The sequence below is a fragment of the Flavobacterium frigidum genome, from assembly GCF_048286735.1.
Classification (GTDB): domain Bacteria; phylum Bacteroidota; class Bacteroidia; order Flavobacteriales; family Flavobacteriaceae; genus Flavobacterium.
Window position 1 is genome coordinate 25,885 of sequence record NZ_JBLVPU010000016.1, and the last position, 18,547, is coordinate 44,431.

16 protein-coding genes are annotated in these 18,547 nt (G+C 35.3%); 7 read left to right on the plus strand and 9 right to left on the minus strand.

What is annotated here, in order from left to right:
* The first annotated feature begins 271 nt into the window (after positions 1–271).
* Positions 272–553 (plus strand): TM2 domain-containing protein, encoded by a 282-nt coding sequence (locus ACNQGO_RS10445; protein WP_417968474.1) that lies wholly within the window; start codon positions 272–274, stop codon positions 551–553.
* A 56-nt stretch (positions 554–609) separates the two neighbouring features.
* Here ACNQGO_RS10445 and ACNQGO_RS10450 read toward each other — a convergent pair whose 3' ends face one another.
* The gene (locus ACNQGO_RS10450; RefSeq protein WP_309759253.1) at positions 610–2,412 is read right to left on the minus strand and encodes a GNAT family N-acyltransferase; all 1,803 of its coding nucleotides are present in this window, start codon (positions 2,410–2,412) and stop codon (positions 610–612) included.
* 114 nt (positions 2,413–2,526) lie between these two features.
* On the opposite strand from ACNQGO_RS10450, the gene ACNQGO_RS10455 reads away from it, so the two are divergent.
* From ACNQGO_RS10455 to ACNQGO_RS10465, 3 genes are all read left to right on the plus strand, one after another.
* Positions 2,527–3,288: an exodeoxyribonuclease III gene (locus tag ACNQGO_RS10455; protein ID WP_417985226.1), complete on the plus strand. Its 762-nt coding sequence runs from the start codon at positions 2,527–2,529 to the stop codon at positions 3,286–3,288.
* A gap of 49 nt (positions 3,289–3,337) precedes the next feature.
* Positions 3,338–4,279, plus strand: coding sequence for an OmpA/MotB family protein (locus ACNQGO_RS10460; RefSeq protein ID WP_417944265.1), 942 nt, complete (start codon positions 3,338–3,340; stop codon positions 4,277–4,279).
* A 278-nt stretch (positions 4,280–4,557) separates the two neighbouring features.
* Entirely contained in the window at positions 4,558–5,595 is a 1,038-nt protein-coding gene (locus tag ACNQGO_RS10465; RefSeq protein WP_417947853.1) for an aldo/keto reductase, read from the plus strand.
* A gap of 49 nt (positions 5,596–5,644) precedes the next feature.
* Here the strand turns inward: ACNQGO_RS10465 and ACNQGO_RS10470 are convergent, their stop codons facing one another.
* From ACNQGO_RS10470 to panC, 8 genes are all read right to left on the minus strand, one after another.
* On the minus strand, positions 5,645–7,612 hold the full coding sequence (locus ACNQGO_RS10470; RefSeq protein WP_417985227.1) for a transglycosylase domain-containing protein: 1,968 nt from the start codon (positions 7,610–7,612) through the stop codon (positions 5,645–5,647).
* 164 nt (positions 7,613–7,776) lie between these two features.
* Positions 7,777–8,289 carry a hypothetical protein gene (locus tag ACNQGO_RS10475; RefSeq protein WP_417985228.1) on the minus strand — a complete coding sequence of 171 codons (513 nt, stop codon included), beginning with the start codon at positions 8,287–8,289 and terminating at the stop codon, positions 7,777–7,779.
* Between the two features lie 124 nt (positions 8,290–8,413).
* A complete protein-coding gene (locus tag ACNQGO_RS10480; protein WP_417985229.1) occupies positions 8,414–9,160 on the minus strand; it encodes a sensor histidine kinase in 747 nt (248 codons plus the stop codon).
* Positions 9,161–9,178: 18 nt separating this feature from the next.
* On the minus strand, positions 9,179–9,625 hold the full coding sequence (locus ACNQGO_RS10485; RefSeq protein WP_417985230.1) for a GAF domain-containing protein: 447 nt from the start codon (positions 9,623–9,625) through the stop codon (positions 9,179–9,181).
* Positions 9,626–9,963: 338 nt separating this feature from the next.
* A complete protein-coding gene (gene radA / locus ACNQGO_RS10490; RefSeq protein WP_417944254.1) occupies positions 9,964–11,325 on the minus strand; it encodes a DNA repair protein RadA in 1,362 nt (453 codons plus the stop codon).
* Positions 11,325–12,470 (minus strand): alpha/beta hydrolase, encoded by a 1,146-nt coding sequence (locus tag ACNQGO_RS10495; RefSeq protein WP_417985231.1) that lies wholly within the window; start codon positions 12,468–12,470, stop codon positions 11,325–11,327. Before ACNQGO_RS10495 ends, radA begins: the two co-directional genes overlap by 1 nt.
* A 271-nt stretch (positions 12,471–12,741) precedes the next feature.
* Positions 12,742–13,092 carry an aspartate 1-decarboxylase gene (panD, locus tag ACNQGO_RS10500; protein ID WP_417979667.1) on the minus strand — a complete coding sequence of 117 codons (351 nt, stop codon included), beginning with the start codon at positions 13,090–13,092 and terminating at the stop codon, positions 12,742–12,744.
* A gap of 14 nt (positions 13,093–13,106) precedes the next feature.
* A complete protein-coding gene (panC, locus tag ACNQGO_RS10505; protein WP_417968488.1) occupies positions 13,107–13,955 on the minus strand; it encodes a pantoate--beta-alanine ligase in 849 nt (282 codons plus the stop codon).
* A gap of 108 nt (positions 13,956–14,063) precedes the next feature.
* Between panC and ACNQGO_RS10510 the strand changes: the two genes are divergently transcribed.
* From ACNQGO_RS10510 to glmS, 3 genes are read left to right on the plus strand one after another with little or no spacing between them, the layout of a single operon-like run.
* Complete coding sequence (locus ACNQGO_RS10510; RefSeq protein ID WP_417944250.1) at positions 14,064–14,870, plus strand: glycogen/starch synthase; 807 nt, start codon at positions 14,064–14,066, stop codon at positions 14,868–14,870.
* A gap of 20 nt (positions 14,871–14,890) precedes the next feature.
* Complete coding sequence (locus tag ACNQGO_RS10515) at positions 14,891–16,489, plus strand: DUF4270 domain-containing protein (RefSeq protein WP_417968490.1); 1,599 nt, start codon at positions 14,891–14,893, stop codon at positions 16,487–16,489.
* Between the two features lie 9 nt (positions 16,490–16,498).
* On the plus strand, positions 16,499–18,346 hold the full coding sequence (gene glmS, locus ACNQGO_RS10520; RefSeq protein ID WP_417968493.1) for a glutamine--fructose-6-phosphate transaminase (isomerizing): 1,848 nt from the start codon (positions 16,499–16,501) through the stop codon (positions 18,344–18,346).
* Positions 18,347–18,547: the final 201 nt, after the last annotated feature.

Sequence of the window (18,547 nt, forward strand, 5' to 3'; positions counted from 1 at the left end):
CGCCTTTTGTAGCAGATACAAATTATTTTGAACCAAGTGAAAAACAGTTTATGCAAAACTTCAGAGTGGATGATCTCGAGCAGCTTTTAAAAAAATTATCTGATGAAGGTGTAACAATTATAGGTGATGTGCAGTCTTATGAGTATGGTAAATTTGGTTGGATACTAGATGTCGAAGGAAATAAGATCGAACTGTGGGAGCCAATTGATACCGTATTTCAATAAAATTTTAAATAGTAATTAACTTATAAATACCTTGATAAACTCAAATTATGGAAAACGCAAAGCACGAAGCATGGAATCAACCACCAGCCAACAGACAAGACAATAAGAAACTCGCAGCAGGATTACTAGCTATTCTATTGGGACCTTTAGCAATACACAAATTTTTGTTAGGTTACACAACCGAAGGGATTATTTGGTTGGTGCTTAGTGTATTTACGTGTGGAACTTTAACCTATTTGTTGGGAATAATTGAAGGAATTATCTATTTAACAAAATCAGATGAAGAGTTCTATCAGACGTATCAAGTAGGTAAAAAAGCTTGGTTCTAAAACATAAAAAATCCCGATTTTAAAATCGGGATTTTTTTATGAAAAGCTATTTGGATTTAATCCTCTTTGTCGGCTAATTTTCGTTCTAATTCCGCTTGAAACTCCTCCATTACGGGTTTCATTGTGCTTTCTGGAATATCAGCAATTCGTATGTACATCAAGCCGTCAACGGCATTGTTAAACAACGGATCTACATTAAAAGCCACCACTTTTGCGTTTTGCTTGATGTATTTTTTTATTAATACCGGTAAACGCAAGCTTCCTGGCTCCAGTTCGTCTATTATTTTATCAAACTTATTTAAATCAGCCTCCGTTTCATTAAAAATGAAATCTTTATCGGCATCTTTTAGTTTTACTTTGTACGCTTTTTTGGGGTGTATGTATTGTGCAATATAGGGATCGTAATAATTCGATTTCATGAACTCAATCATCAATGATTTCGAGAAATCAGAAAATTGATTGCTAATACTCACGCCTCCCAATAAAAATTTGTGTTCTGGATAACGCAAGGTGGTATGCATGATTCCCTTCCATAACAAGAAAAGTGGCATTGGTTTTTGTTGGTATTCTTTGATGATAAAAGCGCGACCCATCTCGATCGATTTGTGCATCATATCATATAATTCTGGTTCAAAACGAAACAAGTCGTTGAGGTAAAAACCATTTATTCCGTACTTCGGGTATATTTCAGAGCCCAATCCCATGCGGTAGGCACCAGCAATTTTGTTTGCTTCGTTATCCCATAAAAATAAGTGGTGGTAGTATTGATCGTGTTTGTCTAAGTCAATAGGTTCATTGGTTCCTTCGCCTACTTCTCGAAAAGTAATTTCACGAAGACGCCCAATTTCATGTAAAATATTTGGAATTTTAGCAGCTTCACTAAAGAAAACTTCATAGTTTTTACTTTGCAAAAGTCGGCAATCCGTGCTGCGCAGCGCATCTACTTCCTTGATCATTTTATCCTGACTCGCCGGGGTAACAATTGTTTTGGGACTTTTAGGAATTTTTAAAGTGGGTGTTGGCAAAAACGGGCTCTCTTTTTCGAAAGGATTCGCTAACATATAAGTCTTCTTCCGCAAAAATTCTGAGTATTCTTCTAGTGTGGTGTGTTCGTTTTGCTCGTTAACAGAGATGGGTTTGCCAATACGCACTTTGATCACGCGTCTTTTCTGGCTAAACACTTCCGAAGGGAGTTTTGCCGTCCTGAAAGTGCCACTTATTTTAGAAAGCAAATAAAATAACCGACTGTTTTTTGCGTGAAAATATATAGGAACAACAGGGACTTGAGCTTTTCGAATGACTTTAATGGCACCTTCTTCCCAGGGTTTGTCGACCATTAATTTTCCATCCTTATAAGTAGAAACTTCACCAGCGGGAAACATCCCCAATGGTTTTCCATCGCTTAGATGGCGAAGCGTTTCCTTGATGCCCACTACGCTAGACTTCGCATCCTTATGATTTTCAAAAGGATTCACCGGCATGATGTATTTTTTTACGGGTTCTATACGATGCAGAAGAAAATTAGCTATAATTTTGAAATTGGGCTCTCTTTCCAACATTAATTTCAATAATAAAACACCGTCAATGCCACCCAGCGGATGGTTTGAAATCGTAATGTAAGCACCTTCTTTTGGTAGTCGTTTTAAATCTTCCTCTGGGATTTCGAATTTTATTTTTAAATCATCCAATATACCATTCAGGAAATCAACATCCTTTAAATGTTTATTCCTATCGTATACTTTATTTAAGGTAGAGATTTTTAGCACCTTCATCAGCATCCAGCCGGAGAAAGTACCTAGAACTCCGTATTTGTCTGCATTTATTGCTTTTGCAACTTCTTTGGCGGTGACTAAACCCATGAATTTTTCTTTTTTTAGAGCAAGAAACAAAGATAGCAAAAAACTCCATTTTCTCTATTTTTCTGAATCAAACTTCTTCTTTTTTGTTACATTTGAATTTCAAAAAAATAGATAATGAGAATTATTTCATACAATGTAAACGGAATCAGAGCGGCGATTTCAAAAGGCTTTATTGAATGGTTGCAACAAGCAAATCCAGATGTTATTTGCCTTCAGGAAATTAAAGCAACCGAAGATCAAATTCCTGTTGAAGCTATTAAAAATGCGGGCTATCCGTATCAATATTATTATTCTGCAACAAAAAAGGGATACAGTGGTGTAGCAATTTTGTCTAAAATAAAACCGAATCATGTTGCTTACGGAACCGGAATTGACCACATGGATTTTGAAGGTCGAAATCTACGCGCTGATTTTGATGATTTTTCGGTGATGAGTTTGTATTTGCCTTCAGGGACAAATATAGATCGATTGGATCATAAATTTAAGTTTATGGATGACTTTCAAAACTACATTAACGAACTAAAAAAGCAAACACCAAATTTGATTATTTGTGGGGATTACAACATTTGCCATGAGGCGATTGACATTCATGATCCTGTGCGCAACAAAAATGTATCTGGGTTTTTACCTCAAGAAAGATCATGGCTTGATGGATTTATGAAGTCTGGCTTTGTAGATAGTTTTCGTCATTTTAACAGTGATCCACACCAATATTCGTGGTGGAGTTACCGTGCTGGAGCTCGGGGAAATAACAAAGGATGGCGTATTGATTACAATTTAGTCAGCGATTCGCTTCAACATAAATTGAAAAGGGCCGTGATTCTGTCAGATGCAATGCATTCGGATCATTGTCCAATTTTGGTCGAATTAGAATAAATTTTTGATTCCAAAAACAACAAAAGAAAACCATAAACACCTACTTAATATGATTAAAAAAGTTTCCATCGGATTATTGGTAATGGCACTATCTACTTCATGTGTATCCAAGAAAATATACAATGATTTAGAAAGCAAATACACTGATTTAAAAAAAGAAAATAGAAGTCTAGCGGATGATAATACAGCGTTAGCAAAAGCTAAAAATCAATTAGAATTAGATCGAGATGGTTTAAAAATGGATGTAAGCAATGCTACAGCAGCATTAGCAAAAGCAAAAGCGGAGTATGCAGCAGCTCAAGCTCAATTAAAAGCCTTGCAAAGTTCCTATAATGCGTTAGAAAAAAACAGTGACGATGCGCTACAAAGCAACATGAAAAAAAATCGTGAATTACTGGATCAGCTAGATGAAAAAGGAAAAGCATTAGCGCTAGAACAAGAACGATTAAGTAAAAGTGCACAGCGTTTACAAGAATTAGAAGACTTGATTGCGGCAAAAGAAGCGAGCATGAAAAAACTGAAAGAAACCTTATCGAAAGCGTTGAACAGTTTCGAAGGAAAAGGATTGACCGTTCAGCAAAAAAACGGAAAAGTATATGTGTCTATGGAGAACAAACTGCTATTTAATTCAGGGAGTTGGGCTGTAGGTTCCGAAGGGAAAAAAGCGGTAGTAGAACTGGGTAAAGTTTTGGGCGACAATCCTGATATTGCGGTACTAATAGAAGGTCATACTGATGACGATGCCTTTACAGCTTCTGGTCCTATTGCTGACAATTGGGATTTATCAACTAAAAGGGCGACCTCTATTGTAGCTATTTTAAGTGAGAACAAAAAAATCAATAAAGAAAACTTAACAGCAGCAGGTAAAGGAGAGTTTTCTCCATTAGCAAGCAATGCAACCGCTGACGGGAAGTCAAAAAACCGTAGAATCGAAATCATTCTAACTCCAAGATTAGATGAAATTGCCCAAATGTTGAATGACATCGATTAATTGTAAACATAACTGTTATACGTTTAACCAGTAAGGAATTAAGAAAATTAGGCGTGAATTCTTAATCAAACTTAATTTCTTAATGGTTTAAGAAGTAACCTATTTTAACCGCAAATTCGCTAATAGTATCTTTCGTTTGAGGGGTTTTTAATTTGCGAATTCGCGGTTATATTTTTTTTACATCCTGTAAACTTTTCTCAATTTTCTGTTAACACTAAATAGTAACCATTAACTAATTTTATCTTTGTTTTTGAAAATATAATACAATTTCCTTAAATATGAAATACACTACTTTACCTAATACCGATATAAAAGTCAGCAAAATTTGTCTTGGAACGATGACTTTTGGTCAACAAAATACAGAAGCTGAGGGTCACGCCCAAATGGACTATGCATTAGAAAACGGAGTTAATTTTTTTGATACTGCTGAGATGTATTCTATTCCAGCGAATAAAGATACTTACGGAAATACAGAGAGAATTATAGGAACTTGGCTAAAAAAATCAGGCAAAAGAGAAGCGATTGTTTTGGCAAGTAAAATCGCGGGACCCAATCCTAATTTTGGGTATATGAGAGAAAAGTTAGATTTCTCGCCAGCTAGTATCAAGTTCGCTTTAGACGAAAGTCTAAAACGATTGCAAACCGATTATCTTGATGTGTACCAATTGCACTGGCCAGAGCGCAAAACGAATTATTTTGGGCAACGCGGCTACACAGTACAAGAGGATGCTTGGGAAGATAACATTCACTCTGTCTTGGAAACTCTAGATGGTTTTGTAAAAGCTGGAAAAATTAAGCATATTGGATTGTCGAATGAAAATCCGTGGGGAATGATGCGTTTTCTGGAGGAAAGCAAATACAATAATCTACCTCGGGTAAAAACGATTCAAAACCCGTATTCCTTATTGAACCGACTTTTTGAAAATGCTTCCGCCGAAGTTTGTTTGCGCGAAAATGTGGGCTTACTTGCGTATTCGCCTATGGCTTTTGGTATTTTATCTGGGAAATTCTTATCGGGTGAATCACATCCAAAAGCGCGTCTTACTTTGTTCCCACAATATTCGCGATACAATAGCGCACAATGTGGCGAAGCTACTCGTATGTATCACAAAATTGCAACTGAAAATGGTTTGACTTTGACTGAATTGTCCTTGGCATTTATAGAACAACAGCCTTTTGTAACCAGCACGATCATTGGGGCGACAACAGTAGAACAGTTAAAAGAAAATATAGACACGATTCTAGTGACACTTTCGGAGGAGGTTTTAAAAGCGATTGATACAGTACAAGCAGCAATTCCAGATCCAGCACCGTAAATTAACAACCCTGTCAGAGTTTTAAAATCTGACAGGGTTATTTTAAGTATTAAAGATCAAATTCATCTTCAACGGCTAAGGAATCCACTTTTACTTGTGTTGAATCTTGTACTATGAATTTAATAAAAGATCTTGCAGGTCCTGAAATCAGTATGGGTAAGGATTTATAAATAGTGTCTTCAGGAGTTAAAAGTCCTCTTCGAAACATAATATTGGTCAAAAACGATTCTTGTTTTACAGCAAAATCTTTCAACATCCCTTGATCGTTAAACTGATACATGAACTTTTTTGGACTTGGAATAATTCGGGCGAGATACAAGCATTCGTTCAGCGATAATTCTGATGGCGTTTTTTGAAAATAAAACTGACTTGCTTCGCCTATTCCATACACATTTGGACCCCATTCGATAATGTTGAAATACACCTCCAGCATGCGTTCTTTGCTCACAATCCTATTGTTTTCAAGGATGTAAACCAATAATATTTCCTCTAGTTTGCGCGATACGGTTTTCTCCCGACTCAAAAAAGCATTCTTCACTAGTTGCATGCTGATAGTGCTTGCGCCACGTGCGAATTTTTTGGTTCTAATGTTTTTAACAATGGATTGCTTGAAAGCTTCAGTGATAAAACCACGATGTGAGAAGAAAGAAGGATCCTCAGTGGTTAAAACCGACTTACGTAAATAGGTTGAAATTTGGTCAAGCGGTGTATAGTTTGGATTGGCTGATCCAACTAAAACTGGGCGCTGGAATACATTTTTGATCAGTGCGCGGTAAACAAATTCGCCATTGAGTTTGTTCAAGTTCGCCTCGCCATACTTTGTGATTCGTAGATTTTCTTTTTTTAGTTTACTGTCAAAAACTAGTTGATTCGGTTTGTTTTTATTGTAAGCAAAGTCTAATTTATAATCAAAACTCCCGGTGGCTTCCATACCTTGGAAATGAGTAAATAAACCATCAGGTAATGAGGTAATGAAATCTTGTGCTTTCATTTTGGGCAAATCCACTTTCAGTTTATAAACAGTGTCTTTTTCGGTTTCATAGGTCAAGTACGGATGAAATTTAATTTTGTTTAGTTGCAAGGTCGAACTACTATCAATAGAGATAAAATTTGACCCCAAAAGAAAACGATAATCAAATTTAGCGTGTTTTAAAACTACATCTTTACTAGCAATTTTAGGATGGTTGAGTTTTAAATTGGCAATAGCCATATAGCCATCTAGATGCAGTTCGTCGCCATCCCTTTCAATATTTGCAATGCTCAATCGGATGGAGTCAAAGCTCGATTTGAGGTTAAACCGTTCGTCTAAATACGGTATTTTGATAGCGCCAGTATCAATATTTACCAAACGAATATCTACTTTTTTGTTCCTAGGATCTGCAAACCCTTTGATTTTCCATCGTTGTGATATGGTGTTGGTTTCTACTTTTATGGAAGTCTCCAATTGTTTGTTGGTTAAACGTAGTTTTTGAAAATTGATATTTGTTTTATTGCCGTTATCATCAATTTTAAAAGCAAGATTGTCTAGCACCATATCTGTTGGGACTAAATTCAATATTTTGGTGATAAGGGCATAAGCTAAATCTGCGTAATCCCTTTTTTCATTTGTTTTTTCGGCGGAGGAATCTTTTTTCAAGAAGGCATCAAAATTTCTCGACTTTCCTTTTTTTATTAGCTGGACAAAGCCATTTTGAACTTCTAGAGTTCCTAACTGCACATCTCCTGTAAGTAGCTGCCACAAGTTGACGCTAGTTTTTAGTTTTTTTATTTTAAATAGGGTATCGGCATTTTTTGGAACTAGCGTTATTTCAGACAAGTTCAAACCAGACAAACCGTCAAAAGAAGCGTTTTTCACCGTAAATGTACTGTTGTAGTCCACCGTCATTTCATTTGATATTTTGTCAAGTGTTTGTTGTAAAACAGCATCTCTAAATATAAAAAAACCGCCTACAATAAGGCACATGACCACGAGGAATATCTTAAAAAAAAGACCAATTTTTTGTTTTGTGGTTTTCATGTAGCGTACATTTATTTGGGGTGGCTAAAATAGCAACTTTTTAAGTCTTTTGTGTATGGTTAAACCAAAGTTTAATAAACCATTAGCAAATAGATTATTTTGGTTTGTATTTTTTTTAAAAACTGCTGGAGTGTGCTCAATTGTACCACATTAAATGAATATTTCTAAGCTACATCTAGCAGTAATAGGTCTACTTTTTGTTTTTGATTTGCATATTTTATTTGCAATAGCGTGCTTTCGCCCATTCGGTTATAATACTCTAGTGCTTTATTTGCAAAAAAGCGTTTGTGAAATTGAGAGAGTTCAGGGACTTGGGGATATTTTTCATGAAAAAGCATTTCATAATAAGCCTGCCATTCCCGTTCGTTTTTATCATGAATGGTGTTTTCAGACGTTTTTTGTGTCACATGAATCATCTCATGCAGGAGTAAGTTGAGCATTAAATGTAGCGGATATTCAAAAGTATTCTCAGGTATCCGAATAATTTGTGGTTCACCCAATGCACCTTCGGTAGTCATCAGGATGAATTCTGGTTTTGCTTTTTCTCTGAGTTCAAAACCTTTAAAGTTTGGGTGTGTAAGTCCGTATTCCTCTATCAAGAACTGTGCTGCAGCGATAGTTTCTCCAAGTTCATGAAAGGTATTGACGATTTGTAAATGTTCAGTATACGATTTCATTTTAGGTATAACTATTTTATGTTATGTGCTGACTGTAATGGGAATGGGTTGCAGATCTTCGCTATAGCTGTGTTAATATGCCCGATCCGTGGGGTTTTATGTTGTGGATATAAAATATTTTTTCTTACAATTTGTTTTGTTTTATTGTAAAGTGGATTGTGGTCCCTTTATTTAATTCTGATGTTGCCCAGATTTCTCCATTTAGTTTTTCAACTATCTTTTTGCAAGAGGCTAAACCTAAGCCGCTACCGTCAAATTCTTCTTGATTATGTAAACGTTTGAATGGTTCAAAAATAGTTTTGAGGTATTCTGGTTTTATGCCTATTCCGTTATCTTCTATTGAAAAAGTAAAGTTAGAGTTCGATTCTTTGAGCTTTACATGTAATTGTGTGCGTGTGCCTTTTATTTGATATTTTAAGGCATTACTCAATATATTTTTGAATATAACGATCAGTGCCGTACGTGAACTTTTTATTACCGGCATTTTATCAATATTAATCTCTGGCTTGTGGCCACCGATATTTTCAGTTAGTTCTTCAAAAATAGATCTAATCAATAAGTTTACATCGATAGACTCATACTCTTTGGCAATAAAACCTCCTTTTGCATAATCCAGTAAATCATGTATCAAAAGGTTCATTCTCTTAGTAGTGTTGTTAATTAATTCAAAGATTGTTTGGTCGCTATCGTCCCATAAATCCTCGTGTTTTACCTTGATAATTTTTAGCGCTGCTTGAACAGAACCCAACGGTTGCTTCAAATAATGTGATACCATTGCCGAAAAAGCTTCCATGTCTGAAGAGTATTCCTGTAATTTTTGCTGATAAGAGATTAACAATTTATTTTTCTTTCTAAGATCTAATAAAAACATTATCTTGTTTGATAAACTTTACATTGCTTCATAGTGTGCTGCGGATAATTTACCTGGCTTTTGGTCTATGACGCACAATGAACCTAATGCAAAACCTTCCGAAGTAACCAGTGGAATGCCATAATAAAAAACGATATTGGGGTGACCCGTCACCAATGGGTTCGAGGCAAATTGAGAATTTATACGAGCATCTGTAACTTCGAAATGCGACTGAGGATCTGCAATCGCATGTGTACAAAAAGAATGCTCCAATGGTGCTGGTTCACCTTTTTCAAGTCCTAAATTTGACTTGAAATACTGACGTTCGCTATCAATAAAATTGATTAGTGATATTGGCGTATTACAAATTGAAGAAGCAATTTTTGTGATATCATCAAACATTTTTTCCGGAAGAGTATCCATTATATCGAACGCTATCAATGCATTTACACGTTCTATTTCATGATCATTTTCTAGAGTCTTCATATTTTGATGTTTTACTTTATCTATTATTAATTTCAGTATGATTATTTTTCTTTAGTTTATTGTGCCTGTATTGAGGTACAACAATTATTCCTCACATTTTTCTGTAACAGTGTAATTTGCCTTTAATTTTTTTTTAAATTAGTTATCACCAATACCAGTAATTAGTAAGTAATAAAATTTTAAAAAAGTAAAATAAAAGATAACATTTGTTAAACCCTGTAGTGCATACTCGTAATCTCTGTACTAAACAAATCTAAAACTAAAGCTTATACTTCATTTACCAAGCATTCGTAATTTCTTGCAGCAATGAACCTATAAAAGGAATATTATTTTAAATATCACCCGAACAACTCACTAACTACATCTTCTATTTTAGCGACCATCCTAATTTGTATTCCAGTATTTTTCAGGGCAATTTTATTGTATTTAGAAACAAAAATAGTCGAAAAACCTAATTTTTCTGCTTCCTGAATGCGTTGATCTACTCGGTTTACGGGACGTATTTCACCAGAAAGTCCCACTTCGCCAGCAAAACAAAAATCTTTGTTCACTGCAATATCTTCATTCGAGGATAATATGGCAGCAACTACAGCCAAATCTATCGCGGGATCATCTACTGAAATTCCTCCCGTGATATTTAGGAAAACATCTTTGGCACCAAGCCTAAAACCAGCTCTTTTTTCTAATACAGCCAAAATCATATTGAGCCTTTTGGCATTGTAACCCGTGGTACTGCGTTGTGGAGTTCCGTACACTGCAGTGCTTACGAGTGCTTGAATTTCGATCATTAATGGGCGCATGCCTTCAAGTGTAGATGCAATTGCGGTTCCAGATAATTCCTCATTTTTATGCGAAATTAATATTTCGGATGGGTTAGAAACTTCGCGCAACCCATTGCCTAACATTTCATAAATCCCAATTTCGGCAGTAGAACCAAAACGGTTTTTTAGAGAGCGTAAAATACGGTATACATGATTTCTATCGCCTTCAAATTGTAAAACGGTGTCGACCATGTGTTCCAGAATTTTAGGACCAGCAATGTTTCCGTCTTTTGTAATATGCCCAATTAGAATGACAGGAATATTAGTTTCTTTGGCAAATTTGATCAATTCGGCTGTTGTTTCCCGAATTTGTGATATGCTTCCCGGGGTAGATTCTATGTAATCCGTATGAAGCGTTTGAATAGAGTCGATAATCACGATTTCTGGTTCGATGGCTTCAATTTGCTTGAAAATATTTTGGGTTTTTGTTTCGGTTAGGATGTAGCAATTGTCTCCGCTTGGTGTAATGCGTTCAGCACGCATTTTTATTTGTTTCTGACTTTCCTCGCCAGATACATACAAGGTTTTATAAGGTAATTTTAAAGAAATTTGTAGTAAAAGAGTACTTTTTCCTATTCCAGGTTCGCCACCCAATAAAATCAAAGAACCCGGAACGATTCCACCACCTAGCACGCGATTGAGCTCTGCATCAGTTGTATCCATACGGATTTCCTGAGCAGAATCGATTTCGTTTATTCGTAAAGGTTTAGGTGCTTTGCTAGTGGTAGCTGATTCACTCTTCCAAGCTGTTTTCTCTTGTTTTTGAATGATTTCTTCAGCAATTGTATTCCATTCTTTACAGGAGTTGCATTGTCCTTGCCATTTAGCATATTGGGCACCACAGTTTTGACAAAAAAAAGTTGTTTTTACTTTAGACATTATTTTTTAGGTGTTTTGGCAATCATATCTTCGTATTTGTTAGTCATCATCGTCTTAGATAAATCTCCTATTTCTTCCATCTGCGAGGCATTTTGATAGCGTTTGGCAGCTTTTTTAAAATCTTCTTGCTTTTCATACATTAGACCCAATTCATATTCGGCGAGCATTGACTTTGGATAATTTTTATTGGCAATTTCGGCCAATTGATCCAGTTCATTGTACGCTTTATTTTTTAGTATGGCCGCTTCAATGGCCTTAAAATCGTTAACACGAATCGGAATTTTTAAACCAAGACTATTGTTTAATGTAGCGTATCGATCTACCAAATAATCTACGTATCCCGAAGGCAAAACAACAATTTTATCACTAAATTCTGCAGATGATATGGGTTTGTACACATTAAAAATATGGTATAACGCATTGGGTATTGAATACAAAATTAAAGAATAATGTGAGGCCTCTTTGAAGGTATCAAATTTATAATGTAGTAAAGGGTTGTCGCTTTGTTTTATATTTTTGTCTAATTGCTTCACAGTTTCTTGAATTTCTTTAATGTCGCCATCTGCAATAGATTGATAATAAAAAAGGGGTTGTTTGGTTGCGGAAATTTTTTCTGCAATTCGGTTTTCCATATCGGGCGCTAGTTCGGGGCTTAAGGAAATATAACCATTAAAAAGCGGCTTGTCTTTATAAAGGAAAAAATTCAGAAATCCAGCTGTCGTATCGTGTCCCGCTATGATTTTGAAGGGAGCAATAGGGTATTTTTTTTCGAGATAAGGAAGTAATTCGGCACCAATAAACTCAAAGAATTTGGCTCCTTTTTCTGTAGGAACACCGTCAGCTTCATCATAAGTACTGTCCTCTATGCGTTCGTTATTTTTATTTTGGCTGATGCCAACAATGATCATTTCAGGTAAATCATCCCAATAGGCGCCATAAGATAGTGCTCCATAAAACGGATTGAACAAGTAATCCCCGTCCAGTAAAATAAGAAGTGGATATTTTTTTGTGGGATTTTTTTCGAAAGAAGCAGGTAAGGCAATTGTAATTTCACGACTTTCACCTAGTGCATTAGAATCAAATGGCTCGGTGGTTTTTTGTGAAAATGCTGCGATCGAGAAAAATAAGAGTAGTAATTGCTTCATAATAAGGCGTGTTTAGAGATTAAAATACATCTAAATTAAGAGAGCAATATAATACTTTATTTACTTTTAATTCGAAAACAAGATCGGTAACCTCGCTTCAAAATATATATATTTGAAGTATAGCTTGCTATAAATTGGGTCCAGAAAACGTGAGGTTAAGATGCTTAATTATTCAATTTGTTGTTAAAGGTGTTGTTTCTGGGTGACTTTTATTGAAAAATAACACCCAGGAATCATAAACAAATGTAATCAGATATTCATATTTACGCGACTATGTCAATGAGTTATCGTTTTCATTTGGGAAAATAACCCATGGTTTGAATGTTTTAGCGGCTTCAAATTCCATTGTCGCATAGGAAATAATAATAATGATGTCGTCTTTTTGTACTTTTCGAGCTGCAGGTCCATTAAGTGTTATGGTGCCAGAATTTTTCTCCCCTTTGATTGCGTAGGTTTCAAAACGTTCTCCGTTGTTGATGTTTACGATAGCGACTTTCTCCCCTTCGATTATATTGGAAGCTTCTAATAATGATTCGTCAATAGTAATGGAACCAATATAATTTAAATCGGCGCCGGTTACTTTAACTCGGTGAATTTTTGATTTTAAAACTTGAATTTGCATGCTACAAAAGTAAATTAATTTAATGAAATGGTGTCAATCAATCGAATGTTATTGACAAGTACTGCTATAAAAGCGCGATATTTTTTATTTTTATTTTTCCGAGAACTAGACAAAAGTGTTTCTTCATCAGCAATAGTGAAATATTCTAAAGTAAAATGAGGATTGTCTTGAAACGTTTTTTGTACCCATTCGCAAACAGCTGAAATACTTTTGGTTGCAAATTTTTCTTTTGCTTCGGCTAGTGTTTTGTAGATGAGAGCCGCTTCAGCTCTTTCTTCTGGAGCTAAGCGTTCGTTTCTAGAGCTCATTGCCAGGTTGTTGCTTTCACGGTGAATTGGACAACCAACTACGTTTACAGATAAGTTATTTTTGGCAACCATTTTTTTCACAATTTGCAATTGCTGAAAGTCTTTTTCGCCAAAATATGCGTTTGTAGGCGCTACTATTTCAAAAAGGCGCTTTACAATAGTGCCAACCCCGTCAAAATGGCCGGGTCTGAATTTGCCTTCCATTTGGTTTTCAAGACCATCAAAATCAAATGACTGTGAAGTAGGTTTTCCTTCATAAATATCTTCAACAGTTGGTGCGTACAAAATAATTTTTGGATCCAAATCTGTCAATTTTTGTACATCTGCATCAAATGTTCGGGGGTATTTTGCTAAGTCCTCTGGGTTGTTAAATTGTGTTGGGTTAACAAAAATACTTACAACAGTATTCTCATTCGCTAGAAGTGATTGCTGCATTAATGCCAAATGACCTTGGTGTAAAGCACCCATCGTAGGAACAAATCCAACTGTAGAATTTACCGTTTTTATCGATTTCATATAGTCGATCAAAGGTGCTTTTCCGTAGAAAATAGGCATGGCTGTTTTATTAAAATTAAATGCAAACTTACTATTTTAGTTAATAACTGCATAAATTTTTGTAATTTTGCATGGTTTTTATTGCCAATAAATTAAGTAAATTACAATATGAAAGATAAGAGGATATTATATGTATCATCTGAAGTGGTGCCTTATCTCGCTGAAAATGAGGTCTCTTTAATGTCTTATGACGTACCCAAAATGATCAATGATCAAGGCGGACAAATAAGAATTTTTATGCCAAGGTATGGAAATATTAACGAGAGAAGACATCAATTGCACGAAGTAATTAGACTTTCGGGGATGAATTTGGTAGTGAATGACTTGGATATGCCTTTGATTATTAAAGTGGCTTCGATACCAAAAGAGCGAATACAGGTTTATTTTATTGACAATGATGAGTATTTCAAGCGAAAAGCCACATTTGCTGATGAAGAAGGAGTGATGTATCCAGATAATGATGAGCGTGCTATTTTCTTCGCAAAAGGAGTTGTTGAAACGGTAAAGAAATTGAACTGGGTTCCAGATATTATTCATGTTCATGGCTGGATGGCTGCGATGTTACCCATATACATGAAACATTTTTACAAAAATGAGGCGTTGTTTTCAGAAACTAAGATTGTTACTTCTGTATACAGTCAGTCTTTTGATGGGACTCTCGATGTTGAGATGATTAATAAAGTAAAGTTTGACGGTGTTCCTGATGAAGCAATAGTTGATTTGGAAATACCAAGCTATGAAAATATCATTAAAGCTACTATTAAGCATTCCGATGCAGTGATTATTGCCTCAGAAAACCTGTCTCCAAGTTTAACAAAATTTATAGAATCTTCAGGAAAACCTTTTTTACCTTTCGCACCGAAAGATGCTTTCGCAGAGCTGTATACTAATTTCTATACAAACGAGGTTCTTTAAATTAAACTTTTCTATTTAATATGTACAATAATTCTTTTTTTAAGAAAATTCTGGTAGTTGCAAGTGTTGTTTTTTTATATTCTTGCGACAAGGATTATAATGAAATTGGTGGTGATTTAATTGGTGAAAATAATTTTGGCCTAGAAAAACAAATCTACAATGTTTTAGCTTACGGGCACAAGACGGGTCCAATACAATCCAACAATCTTGAAGTAAATCCGTTAGGAATTTATAATAATCCCAATTTTGGTGAAACTACCGCAAATTTTGCAACTCAATTAACCATAACTGCACCACCTACAAGCATTGGCACAAGTCCGAACATTGAAAGTGTTATTTTAACAATTCCATATTATATTGATGCTTCTAAAACAGTATTAAATACAGATGGAAGTCGTGAGTATACGCTTGACTCCATTTATGGGCCTGATAAAGCAGAAATGAAGTTAAGTATTTATGAGTCCGGATATTTCATGAGAGACACCGATCCAATGGGCGGATTTGTGCAACCTCAAAAATATTTTACAGATCAAAATGCCGATTTTGATAATGATAAAAATCCAAATCGCCTTAATGACGATGCCAATTTGGCTCAAAACGATAAATTTTTCTTTGATCCAGCAGAACACGTGGTTACTTCAACCGATGCAGATACAAAAGTAGTTACCACAACAAGAACTCCTCCTGGGATGAAATTGAACTTAAACAAAAGTTTTTTTAAAACCAAGATTCTTGATGCCGTGGCTTTAGGTAAATTGGCCTCAAATTCTGTATTCAAAGAATATTTTAGAGGTCTTTATTTTAAGATGGAAAAATCAGGAAGCAGTGCTGGAAATACAGCAATGTTGAATTTTAAAGCAGGTAAAATTACAATAAAATACAACGAAGATCTTTCTACGACAGTAGGTACTGTGACTACCGTTACACGTGTCCCAAAAACTATTGTTTTAGATTTCACAGGAAATTCAGTGAGCTTGCAAAACACTAATTATTCCAATAGCGGACTTGCTTATAATGCTTTGCCAAAAACAGGAAATAGTGTAGAAGGAGATGACAAGCTGTATCTCAAAGGAGGAGAAGGATCTCTAGCAGTAATAAGCCTTTTTGAAACTCCAGGTGAATTAGAATCTATTAGAAAAAGTGGTTGGTTGGTTAATGAGGCCAATCTTGTTTTTCATATTGATGCTGCGGCTATGTCGGGAAATATAGAACCTCAGAGGGTGTATGTCTATGATTTAAAAAACAATCGACCTATTGTGGATTATTTTTTAGATGGAACTACCAATAGTCTCAATTCCAAAAAAGATAAAATCATTTTTGATGGTAATCTAATTACAAATGCTACTACCAAAAGAGGAACCTCCTATAAAATTAGAATTACAAACCATATAAGGAACCTTATCAAATTCAAAGATTCAACTAATATTAAGTTAGGTTTGGTAGTAACTGAAGACATTAACAATCCTATATTCTATAAGGTAAAAACACCAAATGCTTTTATTACGGGAGCACCAAAACCGTCGGTTATGAATCCATTTGGAACCATTTTGTATGGTGGTAAATCTTCGACTGATGACAAAAGATTAAAACTAGAAATTATTTTTACAAAACCTAATTAAGATACAAATATGTGTGGAATCGTTGGATATATCGGATTTAGAGAAGCTTACCCTATAGTTATAAAAGGATTGAAGAGGCTTGAATATAGAGGTTACGATAGTGCCGGTGTAATGCTGTATGACGGTGAGCAGTTAAAGGTTTCTAAAACCAAAGGGAAAGTAGTAGATCTAGAGGCGAAAGCTTCAAAAGAGATCACAACGAATGGAAGTATTGGCATTGGTCATACACGTTGGGCAACACATGGTGTGCCAAACGATGTAAATTCTCATCCGCATATTTCAAATTCTGGAGATTTAGCCATTGTGCACAACGGAATTATTGAAAATTATGCTCCTTTGAAGGCAGAATTGACAAAAAGAGGCTATGTTTTTCATTCAGACACAGATACTGAAGTTCTAATTAACCTAATAGAAGAAGTTCAAAAAAGAGACGGATTAAAATTAGGAAAAGCAGTTCAAGTTGCTTTAAATCAAGTGGTAGGTGCCTATGCAATTGCTGTATTTGATAAAAAAAATCCAAATGAAATTGTTGCTGCAAGATTAGGAAGTCCACTAGCCATTGGGGTAGGTGAAGGAGAATTTTTTATAGCCTCAGATGCGTCTCCTTTTATAGAGTACACGTCAAATGCGATCTACCTTGAAGATGGCGAAATGGCAAATATTAGATTGCACAAACAAATGAAAGTGCGTAAGATTAAAGATGACTCATTAGTCAATCCTACTATTCAAGAGCTTCAGATGAACTTAGAGCAAATTGAAAAAGGGGGATATGATCACTTTATGTTAAAAGAAATTTACGAGCAGCCAAGTGTTATAAAAGATACTTATCGCGGGAGATTGCACGCGAATGAAGGTCTTATTCAAATGGCAGGTGTAGAAGATAATTTAGAAAAATTTCTAAATGCGGATCGAATTATAATAGTAGCCTGTGGAACGTCATGGCATGCCGGATTAGTTGCCGAGTATGTTTTTGAAGAGTTTGCTCGTATTCCTGTTGAAGTAGAATATGCTTCGGAGTTTAGATATAGAAACCCAATTATAAACAAAAAAGATATCGTTATTGCTATTTCTCAATCTGGAGAAACAGCAGATACCATGGCTGCTATAAAATTAGCCAAAGAACATGGTGCATTTGTGTTTGGTGTTTGTAATGTTGTGGGTTCTTCAATTTCTAGAGAAACTCACGCAGGAGCTTACACGCATGCGGGTCCTGAAATAGGAGTTGCATCTACCAAAGCGTTTACGACTCAAATTACAGTATTAACCATGATTGCTTTGCGTTTAGCAAAAGCAAAGGGAACTTTATCGCATGGTGATTTTCATATGTATTTACAGGAACTAGAAATTATTCCTGAAAAAGTTAAAGAAGCTTTAGAAACCAATGCAAAAGCAAAAGAAATTGCTTTAACATTCAAGGATGCTCCTAACTGTTTGTATCTTGGAAGAGGATATAATTTCCCGGTTGCTTTAGAAGGCGCTTTAAAGTTAAAAGAGATCTCCTACATTCATGCTGAAGGGTATCCTGCAGCTGAAATGAAACACGGTCCTATCGCTTTAATCGACGAAAGTATGCCAGTAGTTGTTATTGCACCAAAACAAGGGCATTATGACAAAATTGTAAGTAACATTCAAGAAATAAAATCCAGAAGTGGGAAAATAATTGCGGTAGTTACTAAAGGGGACACACAAGTACGTGAGTTAGCCGATTATGTGATTGAAATTCCAGAAACTTCGGATGCTTTATCACCACTTATTACGACAATTCCATTGCAACTATTGTCGTATCATATTGCTGTACTGCGTGGTTGCAACGTAGACCAACCTCGTAATTTGGCCAAATCAGTTACAGTAGAATAAATTTTTAAATCCTTATTATATAAAAACAGCCTTGAAAGATTTTTTTTCAAGGCTGTTTTTTGTTATTTTTTTTGCAAAAGTCCTTTTAAATGCTCGAAAAGACTACGAAAAAGATGCGAATTTGTGTTATTTGTTATTTTTATCAAATATTTAAAAATTAATAAATTTTTTATGATATGTGTATTTTTTATATGCGCGCAT

Excerpts from the sequence above, each read along its gene's own strand:
- ACNQGO_RS10480 (WP_417985229.1), bottom strand. The coding sequence starts at position 9,160 with ATGTTTTTATTAGATCTTAGAAAGAAAAATAAATTGTTAATCTCTTAT.
- ACNQGO_RS10495 (WP_417985231.1), bottom strand. The coding sequence starts at position 12,470 with ATGAAGCAATTACTACTCTTATTTTTCTCGATCGCAGCATTTTCACAA.
- ACNQGO_RS10515 (WP_417968490.1), top strand. The coding sequence starts at position 14,891 with ATGTACAATAATTCTTTTTTTAAGAAAATTCTGGTAGTTGCAAGTGTT.
- glmS (WP_417968493.1), top strand. The coding sequence starts at position 16,499 with ATGTGTGGAATCGTTGGATATATCGGATTTAGAGAAGCTTACCCTATA.
- ACNQGO_RS10470 (WP_417985227.1), bottom strand. The coding sequence starts at position 7,612 with ATGAAAACCACAAAACAAAAAATTGGTCTTTTTTTTAAGATATTCCTC.
- ACNQGO_RS10485 (WP_417985230.1), bottom strand. The coding sequence starts at position 9,625 with ATGAAGACTCTAGAAAATGATCATGAAATAGAACGTGTAAATGCATTG.
- radA (WP_417944254.1), bottom strand. The coding sequence starts at position 11,325 with ATGTCTAAAGTAAAAACAACTTTTTTTTGTCAAAACTGTGGTGCCCAA.
- ACNQGO_RS10460 (WP_417944265.1), top strand. The coding sequence starts at position 3,338 with ATGATTAAAAAAGTTTCCATCGGATTATTGGTAATGGCACTATCTACT.
- ACNQGO_RS10475 (WP_417985228.1), bottom strand. The coding sequence starts at position 8,289 with ATGAAATCGTATACTGAACATTTACAAATCGTCAATACCTTTCATGAA.
- ACNQGO_RS10455 (WP_417985226.1), top strand. The coding sequence starts at position 2,527 with ATGAGAATTATTTCATACAATGTAAACGGAATCAGAGCGGCGATTTCA.
- ACNQGO_RS10450 (WP_309759253.1), bottom strand. The coding sequence starts at position 2,412 with ATGGGTTTAGTCACCGCCAAAGAAGTTGCAAAAGCAATAAATGCAGAC.
- panC (WP_417968488.1), bottom strand. The coding sequence starts at position 13,955 with ATGCCTATTTTCTACGGAAAAGCACCTTTGATCGACTATATGAAATCG.
- ACNQGO_RS10510 (WP_417944250.1), top strand. The coding sequence starts at position 14,064 with ATGAAAGATAAGAGGATATTATATGTATCATCTGAAGTGGTGCCTTAT.
- ACNQGO_RS10445 (WP_417968474.1), top strand. The coding sequence starts at position 272 with ATGGAAAACGCAAAGCACGAAGCATGGAATCAACCACCAGCCAACAGA.
- panD (WP_417979667.1), bottom strand. The coding sequence starts at position 13,092 with ATGCAAATTCAAGTTTTAAAATCAAAAATTCACCGAGTTAAAGTAACC.
- ACNQGO_RS10465 (WP_417947853.1), top strand. The coding sequence starts at position 4,558 with ATGAAATACACTACTTTACCTAATACCGATATAAAAGTCAGCAAAATT.